Annotated in this window: 16 protein-coding genes; 9 read left to right on the plus strand and 7 right to left on the minus strand. The window is 74.8% G+C overall.

Going from position 1 to position 18,822, the window contains the following annotated elements:
• Position 1: 1 nt before the first annotated feature.
• Positions 2-892, plus strand: a complete 891-nt coding sequence (locus IEZ07_RS02275; protein WP_204054220.1) for a Rossmann-fold NAD(P)-binding domain-containing protein — start codon at positions 2-4, stop codon at positions 890-892.
• A gap of 77 nt (positions 893-969) precedes the next feature.
• Here the strand turns inward: IEZ07_RS02275 and IEZ07_RS02280 are convergent, their stop codons facing one another.
• The 5 genes from IEZ07_RS02280 to murA form a co-directional block, all read right to left on the minus strand.
• On the minus strand, positions 970-2,895 hold the full coding sequence (locus IEZ07_RS02280) for a S9 family peptidase (RefSeq protein WP_191893223.1): 1,926 nt from the start codon (positions 2,893-2,895) through the stop codon (positions 970-972).
• Positions 2,892-4,682 (minus strand): N-acetylglutaminylglutamine amidotransferase, encoded by a 1,791-nt coding sequence (locus tag IEZ07_RS02285; RefSeq protein ID WP_191893224.1) that lies wholly within the window; start codon positions 4,680-4,682, stop codon positions 2,892-2,894. The genes IEZ07_RS02280 and IEZ07_RS02285 overlap by 4 nt, the downstream gene beginning before the upstream one ends.
• Positions 4,663-7,197, minus strand: a complete 2,535-nt coding sequence (locus tag IEZ07_RS02290; protein WP_191893225.1) for a carboxylate--amine ligase/circularly permuted type 2 ATP-grasp protein — start codon at positions 7,195-7,197, stop codon at positions 4,663-4,665. Before IEZ07_RS02290 ends, IEZ07_RS02285 begins: the two co-directional genes overlap by 20 nt.
• Before the next feature lie 95 nt (positions 7,198-7,292).
• On the minus strand, positions 7,293-9,629 hold the full coding sequence (locus IEZ07_RS02295; protein WP_204054221.1) for a transglycosylase domain-containing protein: 2,337 nt from the start codon (positions 9,627-9,629) through the stop codon (positions 7,293-7,295).
• 53 nt (positions 9,630-9,682) lie between these two features.
• On the minus strand, positions 9,683-10,999 hold the full coding sequence (gene murA, locus IEZ07_RS02300) for a UDP-N-acetylglucosamine 1-carboxyvinyltransferase (protein ID WP_068894132.1): 1,317 nt from the start codon (positions 10,997-10,999) through the stop codon (positions 9,683-9,685).
• A 118-nt stretch (positions 11,000-11,117) separates the two neighbouring features.
• Between murA and IEZ07_RS02305 the strand changes: the two genes are divergently transcribed.
• Entirely contained in the window at positions 11,118-11,678 is a 561-nt protein-coding gene (locus IEZ07_RS02305) for a hypothetical protein (RefSeq protein ID WP_191893226.1), read from the plus strand.
• A gap of 49 nt (positions 11,679-11,727) precedes the next feature.
• Here IEZ07_RS02305 and IEZ07_RS02310 read toward each other — a convergent pair whose 3' ends face one another.
• Complete coding sequence (locus IEZ07_RS02310) at positions 11,728-13,122, minus strand: amidase (protein ID WP_191893396.1); 1,395 nt, start codon at positions 13,120-13,122, stop codon at positions 11,728-11,730.
• Positions 13,122-13,622, minus strand: coding sequence for a Cys-tRNA(Pro) deacylase (gene ybaK / locus IEZ07_RS02315; RefSeq protein ID WP_191893227.1), 501 nt, complete (start codon positions 13,620-13,622; stop codon positions 13,122-13,124). Before ybaK ends, IEZ07_RS02310 begins: the two co-directional genes overlap by 1 nt.
• 100 nt (positions 13,623-13,722) lie before the next feature.
• On the opposite strand from ybaK, the gene hisD reads away from it, so the two are divergent.
• The 7 genes from hisD to priA all read left to right on the plus strand — a co-directional run bounded on the left by hisD (position 13,723) and on the right by priA (position 18,782).
• On the plus strand, positions 13,723-15,057 hold the full coding sequence (gene hisD / locus IEZ07_RS02320) for a histidinol dehydrogenase (protein ID WP_191893228.1): 1,335 nt from the start codon (positions 13,723-13,725) through the stop codon (positions 15,055-15,057).
• A gap of 110 nt (positions 15,058-15,167) precedes the next feature.
• Entirely contained in the window at positions 15,168-16,241 is a 1,074-nt protein-coding gene (locus tag IEZ07_RS02325; RefSeq protein ID WP_191893397.1) for a histidinol-phosphate transaminase, read from the plus strand.
• The gene (hisB, locus tag IEZ07_RS02330; protein ID WP_191893229.1) at positions 16,238-16,879 is read left to right on the plus strand and encodes an imidazoleglycerol-phosphate dehydratase HisB; all 642 of its coding nucleotides are present in this window, start codon (positions 16,238-16,240) and stop codon (positions 16,877-16,879) included. The genes IEZ07_RS02325 and hisB overlap by 4 nt, the downstream gene beginning before the upstream one ends.
• Positions 16,880-16,885: 6 nt before the next feature.
• Positions 16,886-17,041 carry a CG2302 family histidine operon protein gene (locus IEZ07_RS02335; protein WP_191893230.1) on the plus strand — a complete coding sequence of 52 codons (156 nt, stop codon included), beginning with the start codon at positions 16,886-16,888 and terminating at the stop codon, positions 17,039-17,041.
• Positions 17,042-17,048: 7 nt separating this feature from the next.
• The gene (hisH, locus tag IEZ07_RS02340) at positions 17,049-17,684 is read left to right on the plus strand and encodes an imidazole glycerol phosphate synthase subunit HisH (protein WP_191893231.1); all 636 of its coding nucleotides are present in this window, start codon (positions 17,049-17,051) and stop codon (positions 17,682-17,684) included.
• Positions 17,685-17,703: 19 nt separating this feature from the next.
• Complete coding sequence (locus tag IEZ07_RS02345; RefSeq protein WP_191893232.1) at positions 17,704-18,057, plus strand: hypothetical protein; 354 nt, start codon at positions 17,704-17,706, stop codon at positions 18,055-18,057.
• A 5-nt stretch (positions 18,058-18,062) separates the two neighbouring features.
• A complete protein-coding gene (priA, locus tag IEZ07_RS02350) occupies positions 18,063-18,782 on the plus strand; it encodes a bifunctional 1-(5-phosphoribosyl)-5-((5-phosphoribosylamino)methylideneamino)imidazole-4-carboxamide isomerase/phosphoribosylanthranilate isomerase PriA (protein WP_191893233.1) in 720 nt (239 codons plus the stop codon).
• The last annotated feature ends 40 nt before the right edge of the window (positions 18,783-18,822 follow it).

The raw sequence follows: 18,822 nt of genomic DNA on the forward strand, positions 1-18,822 counted from the left end.
CATGACCTTTCACGTGATCACCGGAGCCGGCGCCACCGCCGCCCGCACCGCCCTCCTGCTCGCCGCCGAGGGCGAGCGCGTCCGGATCGTCAGCCGGAGCGGCGGCGGCCCCGACCATCCGCTGGTCGAGAAGGCGGCCGCCGACGCCGCCGACGCCGACCGGCTCACCGGCCTGCTGGAGGGAGCGGCCACCCTGTTCAACTGCGCCGCTCCGCCGTACCACCGCTGGACGCAGGAGTTCCCGGCGCTGGCGGCCGGGCTGCTGACCGCCGCGGTGCGCACCGGCGTGCCCTACGTCATGCTGGGCAACCTGTACGGCTACGGCCCGGTGGAGGGCCCCGTCCACCCGGGGCTCCCGCTGCGGGCGACCGGCCCCAAGGGGCGCCTGCGGGCGCGGATCTGGGAGGAGGCCGCAGCTTCGGGGGCCCGGGTGACGGAGGTGCGGGCCGCGCAGTTCTACGGCGCCGGCGCGGTCTCGCCCTTCAGCCTCATGGTGCAGCCGCGGGTGCTGGCGGGCGCGCTCGCCCTCGTGGCGCAGGAACCGGACCTGCCGCACAGCTACTCCTCCATCGGGGACACCGCTCGCACCCTGGTCGCCGCGAGCCGCGACGAACGGGCCTGGGGGCGGGCCTGGCACGTGCCGGTCGCCACACCGTCGCTCCGCGAGCTGGCCGCCTGGCTGGCCCGGCTGGCGGGCGCGCCCGCCCCCCGGATCGAGGAGCTGACCGAGCGGGACCTGGCGCTGCTCGCGCTGACCGACCCGCTCTGGGCGGAGTTCACCGAGGTGCTGGAGACGCCGGGCCTGCCGTTCGTCTCGGACTTCACCGAGACCGAGAAGATCCTCGGGGTCACGGCCGCGCCGGTCGACGAAGTCCTCGCCGAGCTGCTCTGAGGCCCCCGGCCCCCGTCGTCCTCGCGCCGTGCGCCCGCCCCGGGCGGGCGCACGGCGCGGGGACGCCCCGGGCGCCGTCACGCCGGGGCGGGGACGCCCAGGCGGCGGGTGAGCCAGTCGACGACGGTCCTGACGAAGGCGACCCGGTTGGCGGGCCGCCGGATCTCGTGCCCCTCGTCCTCGAACAGCAGCAGGTCGCAGGGGACCCTCCGGGCCCGGGCCGCCTCGACGACCTGCTCGGCCTCCTGCAGCGGGACGTTGGTGTCCCGGGTGCCGTGCACCACCAGCAGCGGCGCGGTCAGCCGGTCGAAGGAGTGCAGGGGCGACAGGGCGCGCAGCAGGTCGCGGTCGGCGACCGGGTGGCCGTACTCGCTGACGGCCGCCGCGGCGATCCACGGCTCGGTGCGCGCGTAGAAGGTCGCGAAGTCGGCCATCCCGCAGACGTCGACCCCGGCCCGGAATACTCCGGGATGGGTGACCAGGGCGGCCAGCGTCAGATACCCGCCGTAGGAGCGCCCCATGCAGGCGATGCGGGACGGTTCGGCGGCGCCGAGCCGTACCAGTTCGGCGGCGCAGTCGGCCACGTCGTCGATCGCGCGGAAGCGGAGCGCGTGGTTGTCGGCGTCGCGGAAGGCCCGCCCGAAACCGGCCGAGCCACGGACGTTCGGGGCGAACACCCCGATCCCGGCGGCCACCAGGTTCTGGAACAGCGGCTTGAAGGTGGGCCGTTCCTGGCTCTCGGGGCCGCCGTGCAGGTAGACGACGAAGGGCGAGGGGCCGGCGGCGCCGGGGACGCGGTAGAGCCAGCCGGTCAGCTCCAGGCCGTCCCGGGCGGTCAGGCGCACCGGCTCGGCCCCGGCCGCCCCGGCGAGCGGGCCGGAGCCCGCGACCTGCCGGTAGGCGCCGGTGGCCAGGTCGCACAGGAGCACGTGGGAGGGGTGGCCGGGCCCTTCGGCCGCCAGTACGGCGGACCCGCCGTCCAGGGACACCCGGATCGAGGTGACCACCTCCGCCGGGGGAGGGGGGAGCGGCAGGACCGCACCGGTGTCCGGTTCGACCACCTCCAGCTCCGACCGGCCGCCGGCGTTCCACAGCAGGACGGCGCGGCGGCCGTCGGCGCTCAGCGCGAACCGGTCCGGCTCGGCGTCGGGGCGCTCGGCCAGCACGACCGGCCTGCCCTCCCCGGTCGCCGGCATCGCGACCAGCGCGGCCCGGTCGCGGCCGGCGTCGGTGATCAGGTAGGCGGTCCGCCCGTCGGGGGAGAGCACGCCGTGGTCGGTGGAGCCGGGCAGGCCCGCCAGCAGCGGCCGCTCCCCGGCGGCCGGGCGCGGGCCCGCGGGGCCGGAGGGCAGGCCGGAGCCGGAGGACGGGGGAGGGCCCGCGGCGGGGCCCGCGGACAGGTCCACCACGTGCATCCGGCGGACGCTGCGCGGGCCGCGCCGCAGCAGCAGCCGCGCGTGGTCGCGGCTGATCGCGGCCGGGTGCGTCAGCGGCCCCGACGCGACGACCTCCCGCTCACCGGTGGCGGCGTCCACCAGCACCGCGTCGGCCCGGCCCGTCGCGGAGATCTCGGTGACGAGGAGGATCTCGCCCCGCCCGGTCCAGCGCACGAACGACGCGGAGCCGCCCTCGGGCGCGGCCAGTGGGCGCAGGTCGCCGCCGTCGGGCCGGACCGTCCAGACCTGCGTGTGCTCCCCGCCGCCCGGGACGACGAGAACGGCCAGCCGCCCGCCGGTCGGGGACCAGCTCACGTCGGCGACGGGCTCGGGCCCGGTGTCGACCGGTCGCGCGTCCGGGCCTGGCCGGTCCGCCGGGGTCCCCGGCGGCGAGGGCGACGCCGTCTCCGGCCGGAGGGGCCGGATCCAGACGCGCGGCGAGCCGCCGGCGTCACCGACGAAGGCGACGGCGCTCCCGTCCGGGGCCAGGGCGGGCGTCCGGCAGTGCGGGACGGTCAGACTCGTGTCCGCGGGCGGCCGTGCCCGGACGCCGAGGATCTCCGTCATCGGACTCCTTGGGTCTGCAGCCACATCTCCAGGAGCCCGACCTGCCACAACGCGCTGGCGCCCAGCGTGGTGCGGTGCTCGTCGGGCGCGGCCAGCAGCCGGTCGACGTAGGCCCGCTCGAACAGGCCGCGCGAGCGTGCCGCCTGCCCGGTCAGCGCGTCGCGGACCAGTTCCAGCAGCGGCCCCTGCACGTGCCGGACGGCCGGGACCGGGAAGTAGCCCTTGGGCCGGTCGATGACCGCGGCGGGCAGCAGCGTGCGGGCGGCGTCCTTGAGCACGCCCTTGCCGCCCGAGGCGAGCTTGAGCTCGGGCGGGCAGGCCGCGGCCAGCTCGACCAGCTCGTGGTCGAGGAACGGCGTGCGGGCCTCCAGTCCGTAGGCCATCGTCATGTTGTCCACCCGCTTGACCGGGTCGTCGACGAGCATGACGGAGGTGTCCAGGCGCAGCACCGCGTCGAGCGCGGTCTCGGCGCCCGGCCGCGCGAGGTGGTCGCGGACGAACGCGGTGCTGACGTCGGCGTCCGTCCGGTAGTCGGGGGTCAGGATCCGGGCCAGCGCGTCGTGCGGGCGGTCGAAGAACTCCCGGGCGTACACCTCGGCCGCCCGCTCGCGCGGCAGGCCGGCCAGCGGCGGATACCAGCTGTAGCCGGCGAAGACCTCATCGGCGCCCTGCCCGGACTGCACCACGGTGACGTGCCGGGCGACCTCCTGCGACAGCAGGTGGAAGGCCACGCAGTCGTGGCTGACCATCGGCTCGCTCATCGCGGCCACGGCCCGCTCCAGGCCGGGCAGCAGCCGGGCGTCGTCGATGAGGATGCGGTGGTGGTCGGTGCCGAACTCGCGCGCCACCAGGTCGGAGTAGGCGAACTCGTCGCCGGGCTCGCCGCCCGCGGAGTGGAAGCCGATGCTGAAGGTCGACAGGCCGCTCTGACCCTGCTCGGCCAGCAGGGCGACGATCAGGCTGGAGTCCAGGCCGCCGGAGAGCAGCACGCCGACCGGCACGTCGGCGACCATGCGCCGGCGCACGGCCGTGCGCAGCCGTTCCAGCACGGCCTCGCGCCACTCGCCGGCCGGCCATTGCGCGGTTCCGGGCAGGGCCGCGCGGGTGTGCGGCGGGTCCCAGTAGCGGCGGTCGGTCATGGTGCCGTCGGGTTCGACGGTGCGCACGGTGGCGGCGGGCAGTTTGCGCACGCCGGCCAGGATCGTGCGCTCGGCCGGCACCACCGAGTGGAAGGTCAGGTAGTGGTGCAGGGCGACGCGGTCGATCTCGGTGTCGAGGCCGCCGGCGGCCAGCAGCGCGGGCAGGGTGGAGGCGAAGCGCAGGCGGGCGCCGTCGTGGGTCAGGTAGAGGGGTTTGATGCCGAGCCGGTCGCGGGCCAGGGTGAGCCGTCCGGTGTCGCGTTCGGCGACGGCGAAGGCGAACATGCCCGCGAAGCGCTCGACGCAGGCTGCGCCCCAGTGGTGGAAGGCCTTGACCAGGACCTCGGTGTCGGAGGTGGAGAAGAAGCGGTAGCCGGCGGCGATGAGCTCGGCGCGCAGTTCCCGGTAGTTGTACAGGCAGCCGTTGAAGACCGCGGCCAGGCCGAGGTCGCCGTCGACCATGGGCTGGGCGGCCTTGTCGGACAGGTCGATGATCTTCAGGCGCCGGTGGCCGAGCGCGATGGGTCCCAGCGACCACAGGCCGGAGCCGTCGGGGCCGCGGTCGTGCATCGTGCCGGTCATCCGGTCCACGGCGCCGATGTCGGCGGTCCGCCCGTCGAAGCGGATCTCACCGCTCAGTCCGCACATCGTTCCCCCTCGGAAGCCACGTGTCCTTGGTACCCCCGCCCTGCGAGGAATTGACGATCATGCTGTCGGCCGGGGCGACGCGGGTCAGCGCCGCCGGGGGCACCTGCGCCGTCTCGCCGAGGCAGACGAAGGCCCGCAGGTCGACCACGCGCGGGCTCAGCCGCTCCCCGTCGAAGACCGGGTGGGTCGAGAGCCGGACCGTCTCCTGGGCGACCCACCGGTCGGGGTCGGCGAGGATCCGCTCGCGGACCCCGCGCAGCTCCGCCGGGGAGGCGTCGGGGCCGATCACCACGCCCTGCCCGCCGAACCCGTCGACCGGCTTGACGACCAGCTCGGCCAGCCGGTCCAGCACCTCCTGCCGATCCTCGGGATCCCGGCACAGGTAGGTGGTGACGTTGCCGATGAGCGGCTGCTCGCCCAGGTAGTACTCGATGAGCCGGGGCACGTACCGGTACAGGGACTTGTCGTCGGCGACCCCGTTGCCCGGCGCGTTGGCCAGGACCAGCGCCGAGCGCTGCACCGCGTCCAGGATCGCCTCCCCGGCCGGGCCGGCCAGCAGCTCGTCGGAGTCGATGCGGCGGTAGAGCACGTCGATCGGGCGCCCGGCCGCCTCGACGCGGCCGCGGCGGACCTCCAGGTCGCCCGGGCCGACCAGGACCGCCCCCAGCTCCTCGGCGAGCATCCGGTGCTCGTAGAAGGCGGAGTCGCCCGGTCCGGCGGAGACCACGGCGAGGGACGGCGAACCGCCCCCGCCCGCCGCCGCCAGCGTCTCCCGCAGCAGGCGCAGCGCGCCGGCCGGGTCGGCGAACTCCCCGCCGGGGACGAGCTCGGGCAGGACCTCGTCCATCAGCCGCCGGTTGGCGACGGCGTAGCCGAGGCCGGAGGGCACCCGCAGGTTGTCCTCCAGCACCATCCACCGGCCGACGTCGTCGCGGACCAGGTCCAGTCCGGCCACGGAGCAGCGCACGGCGTCGCGCGGCACCCGCCGCCCGGCCTGCCGGTGGCCGGGGGACTCGTCGACCACCCAGGCGGGGAGCACGCCGTCGGCGATGACGCGGCGCTCGCCGTACACGTCGTGCAGGAAGGCCTCCAGCGCGCGCACCCGCTGCGGCAGGGCCCGCTGCAGCTCAGCCCACTCGCCGGGCGGGACCAGCCGCGGGACCAGGTCGAAGGGGAAGATCCGGCGCGAGCCCTCCCCCTCCACCTGGAAGGTCATGCCGTGCTCCCGCTGGTGGCGGTCGCGCCGCTGCTCCCGCTCGCGCAGGCCGCCGGGGCCCAGCCGGTCCAGGACCCGCAGGACCGGCTGGTACGGCTCGCGCACCGTGCCCTCGATGACGACCTCGTCACCGGGGGCCTCGTAGCCGTCGAGCAGGCTGGTGCGCATTCGGGGCGACGGCCCGCCGAAGGCGGTCTCCCACTCCTGCGAGCGGGTCTCGGCGAGCACGAGGTCGACCACGTCGGACAGCCGGCCGTTCCGGGCGAACGCCGCGCGCTGGCGGGCCGCGGAGCTGCCCCGGGCCAGCGCCTCCTCGGCCAGGGAGGTGACGAGCTCCCAGTCGCCGGTCTGCTCCAGCTGCGGCCGCAGCCCGGCGACCATGCTCCGGACCACCTCGGCGGCCGGCCGGGGCAGGCCGCCGACCGGGTCGACGAGCTCGCCCTCCAGACCCGAGCGCGCCGCCCGCCACGTCGCGGCGCGCACCATCTCCAGCCGGACCCGGCCGCCCGTCCCGTCCGCGGCCGCCTCCAGTTCCCGGGCCACCAGCGCCCGGAACAGCCCCGCGATCAGCACGATGTCGCTCACCAGGGGACAGGCGTCGCAGAGCCGGAGCTCGACCGTGGGCACGTGCGCCGAGGGCCGGACGTCGAAGTAGACCATGCCGGGATCGGTGATCACCCCCGACCGCACGAGCTCCTCGATCACCCGGTCGTACTCCGCGGCGGAGGAGAAGGCGGCCACCGGCCCGGCGGTGGGCCAGCGCTGCCAGACCAGCGGGCGGTAGCCGGCGTAGCCGGTGTCGGACCCCAGCCAGTACGGGGAGCTGGTGCTCAGCGCCAGCAGCGGCGGCAGCCAGGGGGCCAGCCGGTGGGCCACGGCGACCGCCAGGTCCCGGTCGGCGACCTCGGCGTGCACCTGGGTCCCGCAGATCAGCTGCTCGCGGGTGAGCAGCTGGTAGTCGGCGAGCATCTGCTCGTAACGCGGGTCCGGGGAGATCTTCAGCGCCTCCAGGTCCACCAGCGGCACGGTCCCGGCCGCCGCGATCCCCAGACCCACCCCGTCGGCGGCGCGGATGACCTTGCGGCGCAGCGCGGTCAGGTCGTGGCCGAGGTCCTCCAGCCGGACGAAGGGCCTGCTGTTGGCCTCCACCACCGAGCGTTGCAGCTCGTGGGTGAAGCGGTCCTCGGGTAACTGCTCCAGCAGCAGGCCCGCCCGGGGGACCAGGCGCCGGGTCCCGGCATCGACGACGTGGAATTCCTCTTCGACGCCGACCGCGATCGGCTCCGCGAGACCCGCCATGGTGACCACTCCTGAAGTGCACAGGTTTGCCAAAGATTGACCGGCCTTTGCCCAGAAAACGGGCTTCTGCACTTCAGGGGTGGGCGCGACGGAGGTCAGCGGTCGGGATCGCGCCATCCCCGGCCGCGCTTCCACGGCCGCTCCGGGAACTGCCACCTGCGGCCGGGCCGCTGCCAGCCGCGGTCGCGCTTGCGCACCCGGTCGGGGCGGTGCCAGCCGCGGTCGCGCTTCCAGGCGCGGCCCGGCGGCTGCCAGGTCCCGGTGCGGCCCCGCCCGCGCCCCGCGCCCCGCTCCCGGGGGCCGTCGGCCGACGGCGGGACGTAGCCGGGGATGCTCCCGCCGCCGAAGCGCTTCAGGTCCGGGGCGCGGAAGGGGAGGGCCGGCCGGCCGCGCAGGGCGGCGGACATGGAGGCCGTCCAGATCGGGCCGGGCAGGGAGGCGCCCTGGACGCTGCCGTAGTACCGGCCGCCGATCTCCACGTTCCGCAGCGGGTGGCGGTAGGAACCCCGGATGTCGCCCACGCTGACCGCCGCGGCCAGCTGGGGGGTGTAACCCGCGAACCAGGCCGAGGTGTAGCCGTTGTTCGTCCCGGTCTTGCCCGCCGCCGGCCGGCCGATGCCCTGGCCCCGCATGGTGCCCCGGCTGAACACCCCGCTCAGCACGCGGTTCACCGCGTCGGCCACCCCGCGGTCGATCGCCTGGTGGCAGGCGGGCGGGACGGGCACGCGCCCGCCGTCCCGGTCGGTGATCGCGGTGATCGCCGCCGGACGGCAGTACCGGCCCCGCGCGGCGAACGCGGCGTACGCCGCGGCGACCGTCAGCGGGTCCATCTCGTTGATCCCGAGGGTGAACGTCGGGACCTCCCGGAGCGGGGTGCCGTCCGCCCGGACGACGCCCAGCGCCCTGGCGGTCCGCACCACCGGGCAGAGGCCGACCCGCCGCTCCAGCATCATGAAGAAGACGTTCACCGACTTCCACGTGCCGGTGGAGAGGCTGAACGCCCCGCCCCGCCCGCCGCCGTCGGCGTTGAAGATCCTGGCGCCGGGGTCGTTGACCGGCCGGCCCCGGCAGTCGGCGAACCCCTGGCGGGGCACGAACCGGCCCGGGGTCACGAAGCCCCGGCCGAACCTCCAGCCCTGGCGCAGCGCGGTGGCCAGGGTGAACACCTTGAACGTGGAGCCGGCCTGCAGGCCCATCCCGCCGCCGTGGACCACGTCGGCGGGCAGGTTGAAGGTGGTGCGGGGGCCGTTCCTGCGGTCGCCGGGATTGCGGCCGTACTCCTTGCTCGCCGCCAGCGCCCGGATCCGCCCGGTGCCCGGCTCGACCATGGCCTCGGCCGCCACCTCGGTGTCGCGCGGGGAGACCCGCGCGCGGATGGCCCGCTCCGCCGCCCGCTGGGCGACCGGGTCCAGGGTGGTGCGGAGCACCAGTCCGCCCCGGGCCAGGCGGCGCTCGCGCTCGGCGCGGGTGTGCCCGAAAGCCGGGTTGGTCAGCAGCTCCCGGTGGACGTAGACGCAGAAGTAGGGGTAGGCGCTCGCGGCGCAGCCGCCCGGCTCCGGCCGCAGGCGGATGCCCAGCGGGGCCCTGCGGGCCGCGCGGGCCGCGGCCGGGGTGACGGCCCCGACCTCGGCCATCCGGTCGAGCACCAGGTCCCTGCGCTGCTTGAGCCGCCGCCGCTGCCGCTCGCCCAGCGACGGGTCCGTCCCGTACGGCGTGCGGACCGCCCCGGCCAGCGCCGCCGCCTGCGGCAGGGTCAGCCGGGAGGCCGGGACCGAGAAGAACCGCCGGGCGGCGGCCTCCACCCCGAACGCCCCCGCGCCGAAGTAGGCGATGTTGAGGTAGCGCTCCAGGATCTCCGGCTTGGTGTACTTCTTCTCCAGCGCCAGCGCGTACCGCAGTTCGGTGATCTTCCGCCGCAGGTTCGGCGCCTGGGCGCGGGCCCGCTCGGCGTCCGTCTCGGCGTTCGCGACCAGGATGTTCTTCACCAGCTGCTGGGTGAGGGAGGAGCCGCCCTGCCGCACCCCGCCCGCCTGGGTGTTGGTGATCAGCGCGCGCAGGGTGCCCTTGACGTCCAGGCCGCCGTGCTCGAAGAACCGGGCGTCCTCGACGGCCACGATCGCCTTGCGCATCACGGGCGCCACGGCGTCCAGGCCCACGACCGTCCGGTTCTCCGTGTAGAACTGGGCGAACGGGCGGCCGCGTGAGTCCAGGAGCACGGTGCGCTCCGGGAGCGGGTCCTCGCGCGGCCCGGACGGCAGGTCGGCGAAGACGCCCGCCGCCTGCTCCGCCGCGAGGTCCGCGGCGCCGACCAGGGGCAGCGCCGCCGCCGTCGTCAGCAGCCCCGCGAGCAGCCCGCAGACCGCCAGGACGCACAGGCACGCGACGGGGCCGCGCCTGGCGTCGTCGTCTCTCCGGTCACGTCGCGATGTCACAGAGAGTAAGGTGCGATCGGACGATCACCCCCAAACCCCCCGATCGCGAATCCTTACCCGCTCTGCACCTTCTCTCGACTGATCTGCAGTCCCAGCGAGGCGAACTGCTCGAACGGCCGGTGGTAGCCGCGCTCGATGTGGTGGACGCCGCGCAGCGTGGAGGTGCCCTCCGCGGCCGCGGCGGCGAGGACGGCGGAGAAGCCGGCCCGGATGTCGGGCAGCGTCACGTCGGCGCCGCGCAGCTTGGACACGCCCCGCACGACCGCCGAGTGCTTGGCGTTGGTGTCGTGGTAGCGGCACGCCGGGCCGCCCAGGCACACGTCGAAGACCTCGATCTCGCAGCCCATCTTCTGCAGCGCCGGCACGTACACCAGCCGGTTCTCGAAGACCGTCTCGTGCAGCACCGACATGCCCCTGGCCTGCGTGAAAAGCACCATCAGCGGGGTCTGCCAGTCGGTCATGAAACCGGGGTGGGTGTCGGTCTGCACCGCGGCCGCGCGCAGCCCGTCGGGGGCCGAGGCCGACAGGTAGTCGTCGGTGATGTCCAGCTGGGCGCCCATCCTGGCCAGCGTGGTGATCGCGGTGACCAGCCGGTCCTGCGGGCAGCCGTGCACCCGGACCTGGCCGCCGGTGATCAGGCCGGCCGCGAGGTAGGAGAACGCCTCGATCCGGTCGCCGTTGAGCCAGGTGGAGGCGCCGTGCAGCTTCTCCACGCCCTCGATCACGATGCGCCGGTCCGGGCTGAGCTCGATGAGCGCGCCCATGCGCTGCAGGAACAGGGCGAGCTCGACGACCTCCGGCTCGGTGGCCGCGCCCTTGAGCACGGTCTTGCCCTCGGCCAGCACGGCCGACATCAGGATCGTCTCGGTGGCGCCGACGCTCGGGTACGGCAGCTCGATCCGGGTCCCGCGCAGCCGCTTGGCCTTGGCGTGGATGCCGGTGTCGCTCACCTCGATCTCGGCGCCCATCGCGCGCAGCGCCTCGACGTGGAAGTCGACCGGCCGCCGCCCGATGGGGTCGCCGCCGACCAGCGGCACGAACGCCTCGCCGGCCAGGTGCAGCAGCGGGCCGAGCATCAGGATGGGGATCCGGTTGAGACCGGTGAACGCCGCGGGCACGTGCGGGTTGATCTCGGCCCCGGGGGCGATGACGATCTCGCGCGGGGTGATCTCCACCTCGATGCCGAGCGCCCGCAGCATCTGCGCGGTGATGCCGACCTCGCCCACGTCGGGGGCGTTCTGGATCATGCTCTCGCCGGCCCCCAGCATGGCGGCCACCATGTGCTTGGAGACGCCGTTCTTGGACCCGCGGACCTCGACGTCACCGCGGAGCGGGCCGGAGGGCTCGATCAGCCATACCTCTTCGTTCACCTGGACAGAGTAACGGGATTCGAACCGGTGCTTTGGTCTAGACAACTGGATGACTCTGGATGACCCCGGATGACTGGGTAACATCGGGCAGAGCATCACATAGTGGGGGAGGTGCGGATTGCGCCACGCGCGCGACTTCGCCGTCACCGTGCTGGCCCTGGCGGCGCTGGGAGTCGTCGCCGGCGTCCTGTGGTCGATCCTCGCCCCGCGCCCGCCGTACGTCGTGACCGGGCGGGGCCCGGTCCTGGCCGACCCGTCCACCCAGGCGCTCATCGCGGCCGACGGCTGGTTCGCCGTCGTCACCGGCGCGTTCGGGCTGGCCTGCGGCGCCGCGGGCTACAGCCTCTCACGCCGGGGCCGTCCGCTGGCCGTGGTGGCCGGCCTGGCGGCGGGCGGGCTGCTGGCCGGACACCTCGCGACGGTGGTCGGCGGGGCGGTGAACCTCGGCGCGGTGAGCGTGGCCGCCGCCGGGCGGAACCTGCCGACGGTCGCCGGGCCGCTGGAGCTGACCGCGCAGGGCGTGCTGGTGGCCTGGCCGATGCTGGCCGCCGGGGTCTTCGCCGCGCTGGAGGGCCTGGCGGGCTACCGGGACTCGCCGCTGCGCCGCCCCTTCGGCGGCCGGGACCCCTACGGGCCGATCTCCTCCTACGACATCAGCGGCGGCGGGCCGGCGCGGTAGGAGCCCCCGCCGCCGGGCGTCGACGCCCGGCGGCGGCCGCCAGCGGCCGTCAGCGGCAGTCCGGCCTGCGCGACCCGTGCCCGGTGGCCTGCTCGAAGGCGTGCGCCAGCCGGAGCACCCGCAGGTCGGCGAAGGGCCGCCCGACGATCTGCACGCCGACCGGGAGCCCGCCGGAGGTGAACCCGCACGGCACCGAGGCGGCCGGGGCGTGCAGCACGCTGACCCAGTAGGCCGAGCGCATCCACGCCAGGTAGTCGGGGAGCGGCTCGCCGCCGATCTCCGTGACGTACGGCGCGTCCACCGGGAACGGGGGCACCTGGCTGACCGGCGCGAGCAGGAAGTCGTAGGCGTCGAAGAACGCGCTCATCCGCTGGTACAGGCGGCTGCGCAGCCGCTCGGCGCGGGCCAGGTCCGCCCCGGTCACCTCGCGGCCCCGCTCGACGTTCCAGCGCACGTTGCCGCCCAGCCGCTCGGCCGGCAGGTCGCCGTAGGAGAGCAGGTAGTACCAGGCGCGGTAGGTGCGGAACGCCTCCTCGGCGCCGGACAGGTCGAGGTCGACTCGCTCGACGCGCGCGCCCAGCCCCTCCAGCACCGCCGGGGCCGTCGCGGTGACCCGCGCGGTCTCGGCGTCCACCGGAAGGCCGCCCAGGTCCGGGCTCCAGGCCACCCGCAGCCCGGTCAGGTCCAGCAGGTCCAGCGGCTCGGTGAAGACCGCGCCGCTCTCGGCGACCGACAGGGGCGAGGCGGGGTCGAACCCGGCCACCACGCTCATCAGCAGCGTCAGGTCGGCGACGGTCCTGGCCATCGGCCCCGACACGCCCAGGGTGAACCAGGCGGCCGTCGGGGACGGCGACGGCACCCGTCCCGGCGTCGGCCGCAGCCCCACCACGTTGCAGAACGAGGCCGGGTTGCGCAGCGAGCCGCCCATGTCGGAGCCGTCGGCCAGCGGGACCATCCCGCAGGCCAGCGCGGCGGCGGCCCCGCCGCTGCTCCCGCCGGCCGACCGCGACAGGTCGTAGGGGTTGCGGGTGGCGCCGAAGACCTCGTTGACCGTGTGCGAGCCGGTGCCGAACTCGGGGGTGTTGGTCTTGCCGATCGTGATCGCCCCGGCCTCGCGCATCCGCCGCACGATCAGCGCGTCGTGCGCGGGCACGTGGCCCGCGAAGATCGGCGAGCCGTACGTGGTGCGGATCCCCGCGGTGTCGGTCAGGTCCTTGTGCGCGACCGGCAGCCCGTGCAGCGACCCGCGCCAGACCCCGCGCGCCAGGTCGCGGTCGGCGGCCTCGGCCTCGGCGCGGGCGCGCTCGGCCGCCAGCGTGACGATCGCGTTGACCGCCGGGTTGACCTCCTCGATCCGCCGCAGGTGGGCCTCGAGCAGCTCCACCGCGCTGACCTGCCGGGCGCGCAGCAGCTCCAGCATCTCGACGGCGGTCAGGTAGTGCATCATCCACTCCTGCCGATGGGGGCGGTGACCGCCTGCGTCAGCCGTACCAGCTCGGCGGGGGCGGTCTCGATCTGCAGCCCGCGCCGCCCGGCGGAGAAGTAGACCGTCTCGAACCCGAGCGCCGAGGCGTCGACCACGGTCGGCAGCCGCCTGCGCTGCCCCAGCGGGCTGATCCCGCCCACCACGTAACCGGTCACCCGCTCGACCTTGGCCGCGTCGGCCATCGCGGCGCGCTTGCCGCCCAGCGCCGCCGCCAGCGCCTTGAGGTCCAGCTTGCCCGCCACCGGCACCACCGCGACCGCCAGGCCGCCGTCGACCTCGGCCACCAGCGTCTTGAAGATGCGGCCGTACGGCACGCCGAGCGCGTCGGCGGCCTCCTCGCCGTAGGCCTGCGCTCCCGCGTCGTGCTCGTAGGGGTGCAGGGTGAAATCCACTCCGGCCTGGCTCAGCGCCACCGTCGCCGGGGTGCCCTGGCCTCTGGCGTTCTTCGGCTTGCCCATGGCGGGAAGCGTAGCGACTCAGCGGAATCTACAGCGTAAAGGTCGTCCGCATGGTGGAATGCGGACGGGAGCGGGTCCCGGGGCTCCGTAGACTGTTCAGGTGATTTCCCGTACCGACCTGCGCGGTGCCCTCCCCGAGGACCTGCGCCACGTGCTGCCCCGTGCCGAACTCGACGTCGAAGCCGCCCTGGAGAAGGTCCGGCCCATCTGCGAGGACGTGCATCATCGCGGGGTCGCGGCGGTGCGGGAGTGGACGGCCCGGTTCGACGGCGTGGAGCTCGGCTCCACCCGGGTGCCCGCCGAGGCGGTCTCCCACGCGCTGGCCGGGCTCGACCCCAGGGTCCGCGCGGCCCTGGAGGAGTCGATCCGCCGCGCCCGCCTGGTCCACCGCGACCAGCGCCGCACCGACGTCACCACCCGGGTCGTGCCCGGCGGCACCGTCACCGAGCGCTGGGTCCCCGTCGAGCGCGTGGGACTCTACGTCCCCGGCGGCCAGGCGGTCTACCCCTCCAGCGTCGTGATGAACGTGGTGCCCGCCCAGGAGGCCGGCGTCGCCTCGCTGGCGGTCACCTCGCCCGCGCAGAAAGAGTTCGGCGGGCTGCCGCACCCGGCGATCCTGGCCGCCTGCGCGCTGCTCGGCGTCGACGAGGTCTACGCCGTGGGCGGTGCCCAGGCCGTGGCGATGTTCGCCTACGGCACCGAGGAGTGCGCCCCGGTGAACCTGGTCACCGGTCCCGGCAACATCTGGGTCGCCGCGGCCAAGCGGCTGCTCAAGGGCCGCATCGGCATCGACTCCGAGGCCGGGCCCACCGAGATCGCCATCCTCGCCGACGCCACCGCCGACCCGGCGCACGTCGCCGCCGACCTGATCAGCCAGGCCGAGCACGACCAGATCGCCGCGGCGGTCCTGGTCACCGACTCGCCCGAGCTCGCCGACGCCGTGGAGAAGGAGCTGCCGGGGCAGGTCGCCGCGACCAAGCACTCGGCGCGCATCGCCGAGGCGCTGTCCGGCCGCCAGTCCGGCATCCTCCTCGTCGACGACCTGGAGGCCGGCCTGCGCGTCGTGGACGCCTACGCCGCCGAGCACCTGGAGATCCACACCGCCGACGCCGCGGCGCTCGCCGCCCGGGTCCGCAACGCCGGGGCGATCTTCGTCGGCCCCTACGCGCCGGTCTCGCTCGGCGACTACCTCGCCGGCTCCAACCACGTGCTGCCCACCGGGGGCTGCGCCTGCCACTCCTCCGGGCTGTCGGTGCAGACCTTCCTGCGCGGCATCCACGTGGTCGAGTACGACCGCGAGGCGCTGGCCGGGGCCGCCGCCCACGTCTCCGTGCTCGCCGACGCCGAGGACCTGCCCGCGCACGGCGCCGCCGTCCGCGCCCGCTTCGCCCCGGGCGAGCTGCCCGCGCTCACCGACTGGGAGACCCCCGCATGAGGCCCGACGACGCGACCGGCACGCCGACCGGTGGTCCCGGCACGAGGCCCGGCGACGCATCGGGCGCGGGGCCCGGCGACGCTCCCGGCGCGGGATCCGGCGGTCCCCGCGTGACGCTGGCCGACCTGCCCGTCCGCGACGACCTGCGGGGCCGCACGCCGTACGGCGCCCCGCAGATCGACGTCCCGGTCCGGCTGAACACCAACGAGAACCCCTACGGGCCCTCCGCGTCCCTGGTCGCCGGCCTCGCCGAGGCCGTACGGCACGGCGCGGCCGACCTCAACCGCTACCCCGACCGCGACGCGGTCGCCCTGCGCGAGGACCTGGCCGCCTACCTCGGCCACGGCCTGACCGCCGAGCGGGTGTGGGCCGCCAACGGCTCCAACGAGGTGCTCCAGCAGATCCTGCAGGCCTTCGGCGGGCCCGGCCGCAGCGCGCTGGGCTTCGAGCCGTCCTACTCGATGCACCCGATCATCACCACCGGCGCCTCGACCGAGTGGATCCCCGGGGCGCGCGAGGACGACTTCGGGATCGACCCGGGCAAGGCCGTCGCGGCGATCGAGGAGCACCGGCCCGACGTCGTCTTCCTGACCTCGCCCAACAACCCGACCGGCACCGCCCTCGACCCGGCGGTGATCGCCCGGATCGTCGAGGCGGCGCCCGGCATGGTCGTGGTGGACGAGGCCTACTTCGAGTTCGCCCGCACCGGCACGCCGTCCGCGCTGACCCTGCTGCCCGACCACCCGCGGCTGATCGTCACCCGGACCATGTCCAAGGCCTTCGCCATGGCGGGCACCCGGCTCGGCTACCTCGCCGCCCATCCGGCGGTGATCGAGGCGCTGCTGCTGGTGCGCCTGCCGTACCACCTGTCCACGCTCACCCAGGCGGCGGCGCGCGTCGCGCTCGCGCACCGGGCCGAGCTGCTCGGCACCGTCGACACGCTGCGCACCGAGCGGGACGCGACCGTGGAGTGGCTGCGCGGGCACGGGCTGAAGGTGGCCGACTCGGACGCCAACTTCGTGCTCTTCGGCGTCTTCGACGACCGCCGCGCGGTCTGGGAGGGCCTGCTGGAGCGGGGGGTGCTGATCCGCGAGGTCGGCCCGCCCGGGTGGCTGAGGGTGTCCATCGGAACGGCCGAGGAGATGGCGGCGTTCCGCGCCGCCCTGGAAGGAATTCTGCGATGAGTCTCACCGAAGACCGACCCGGCGGTCTCGCCGGAGGCGAGCGCGGGCAGCGCCGCGGTCGCGTCGAGCGCTCCACCAAGGAGACCTCGGTGCTGGTCGAGGTGAACCTCGACGGCACCGGGATCGTCGACGTCTCCACCGGCGTGGGGTTCTACGACCACATGCTGAACCAGCTCGGCAAGCACGGCCTGTTCGACCTCACCGTGAAGACCGAGGGCGACCTGCACATCGACTCGCACCACACGATCGAGGACACCGCGATCGCGCTGGGCGTGGCGTTCCGCGAGGCGCTGGGTGACAAGTCGGGCATCCGGCGGTTCGGCAGCGCGTCCTGCCCGCTGGACGAGTCCCTCGCACAGGTGACCGTGGACCTGTCCGGCCGGCCGTACCTCGTGCACAGCGAGCCGGAGACCATGGCCCCCATGATCGGCCCCGACTACGACACGACGCTGACCCGGCACATCCTGGAGTCGTTCGTCGCGCACGCGGCGATCTGCCTGCACGTGCACGTGCCGTACGGCCGCAACGCCCACCACATCGTGGAGGCCCAGTTCAAGGCGCTCGCGCGGGCGCTGCGCGAGGCTTCCGAGCCGGACCCCCGCTCCACCGGGGTGCCCAGCACCAAGGGCGTCCTGTGAGGGGCGATGACCGATAACTGGACGGCCGTTGCGATGGCCTTCGCCGCCCTCTTCCTGGTGGGCGGCATCGTCTCCTTCCTCAAACAGGGACTGAAGAAGGGCGCGCTCCTGCTGGCCGCCCTCGCGGCCCTGGCGACCACAGCGGCGGTGCTCTGGTGGTGAAGCTCTGGTGAGCAAGAACGTCACGGTCCTCGACTACGGCTCGGGCAACCTGCGCTCCGCGGAGCGCGCCCTGGCCCGGGTCGGCGCGGACGTCACGGTGACCTCCGACTACCAGGCGGCGATGGAGGCCGACGGCCTCGTCGTCCCCGGCGTCGGCGCGTTCGCCGCCTGCATGGCCGGGCTGAAGTCGGTGGTCGGCGACCGGATCGTCGCCCGCCGCCTGTCGGCCGGCCGGCCGGTGCTCGGCATCTGCGTCGGCATGCAGATCCTGTTCGAGACGGGGGTGGAGCACGGGGTGACGACCTCCGGCTGCGGCGAGTGGCCCGGCACGGTCGAGCGCCTCGACGCCCCGGTCCTGCCGCACATGGGATGGAACACCGTCAAGGCCCCCGAGGGCACGGTGCTGTTCGACGGGATCGACGCCGACGAGCGGTTCTACTTCGTGCACTCCTACGGCGTGCGCTCCTGGGAGCTGCAGGCCGGTCCGGGCTTCACCGACCCGCTGGTGACCTGGGCCGAGCACGGCGTGCCGTTCGTCGCTGCGGTGGAGAACGGGCCGCTCACGGCGACCCAGTTCCATCCCGAGAAGTCGGGCGACGCCGGGGCCCGCCTGCTGGCCAACTGGCTCGGCACACTCGGATGAACGTTCCGGCGGGCGCCCCGTGAGCAAGGAGCGGGCCCGGCGCCGGGCCGAGCGGGAGGCCGAGCAGACCCGGCAGGCCGCGCTGCGCGCCGAGCGGCAGGCCCGGCTCGCCCGCCGGCGGCGGCTGCTGGAGAGGGTGACGGCCCCCGCCGCCGCGCTGCTGCCGCGCCGGCCCGTGCGGATCGCCGGACAGCGCGGCATCATCGCCCGCCGCCGCCGCACGCAGAACGGCGTGGTGGCGGTGCTGTTCCTCATCGTCCAGGTGATCGCATGGCTGCTCTGGTCCTCGTGGGCCGCGAGGCTCGGTGCGCTCCTGCTGTCCCTGTTGCTCGTCCCGGTGCTCGTCACCGTCGTATTCGACCGGAGGTCCTGAACAAGATGTCGCTAGAGCTGCTGCCCGCCGTGGACGTCGCCGACGGCCGGGCGGTCCGCCTGGTCCAGGGCGAGGCCGGAACCGAGACGTCCTACGGCGACCCGCTCTCGGCCGCGCTCGCCTGGCAGGAGGCCGGGGCCGAGTGGATCCACCTGGTCGACCTCGACGCTGCCTTCGGCCGGGGCTCCAACCGGGAGCTGCTCGCCTCCGTGGTCAAGGCGGTCGACGTCAAGGTCGAGATGTCCGGCGGCATCCGCGACGACGCCTCGCTGGAGCTCGCCCTGGCCACCGGCTGCCGCCGCGTCAACATCGGCACCGCGGCCCTGGAGAACCCCGCCTGGTGCTCGAAGATCATCGCCGAGTACGGCGACCGCGTCGCGATCGGCCTGGACGTGCGCGGCACCACCCTGGCCGGCCGCGGCTGGACCAAGGAGGGCGGCGACCTGTGGGAGGTGCTGGAGCGGCTGGAGGCCGACGGCTGCTCCCGCTACGTCGTCACCGACGTCACCAAGGACGGCACCCTGACCGGCCCCAACCTCGGCCTGCTGCGCGAGGTCTGCTCCCGCACCGCCAAGCCGGTCGTCGCCAGCGGCGGCGTCTCCTCCCTCGACGACCTGCGCGCCCTGGCGTCGCTGGTCCCGGCGGGGGTGGAGGGCGCGATCGTCGGCAAGGCCCTGTACGCCGGGGCGTTCACCCTCGAGGAAGCCCTGGCCGCGGTCTCCTGAGACCCCTCGGTCTCTCCGGGGACCCTCTAGCGAAAGGAGC

Source organism: Planomonospora parontospora (assembly GCA_014647935.1).
In the GTDB taxonomy this organism is placed as follows: domain Bacteria; phylum Actinomycetota; class Actinomycetes; order Streptosporangiales; family Streptosporangiaceae; genus Planomonospora; species Planomonospora parontospora.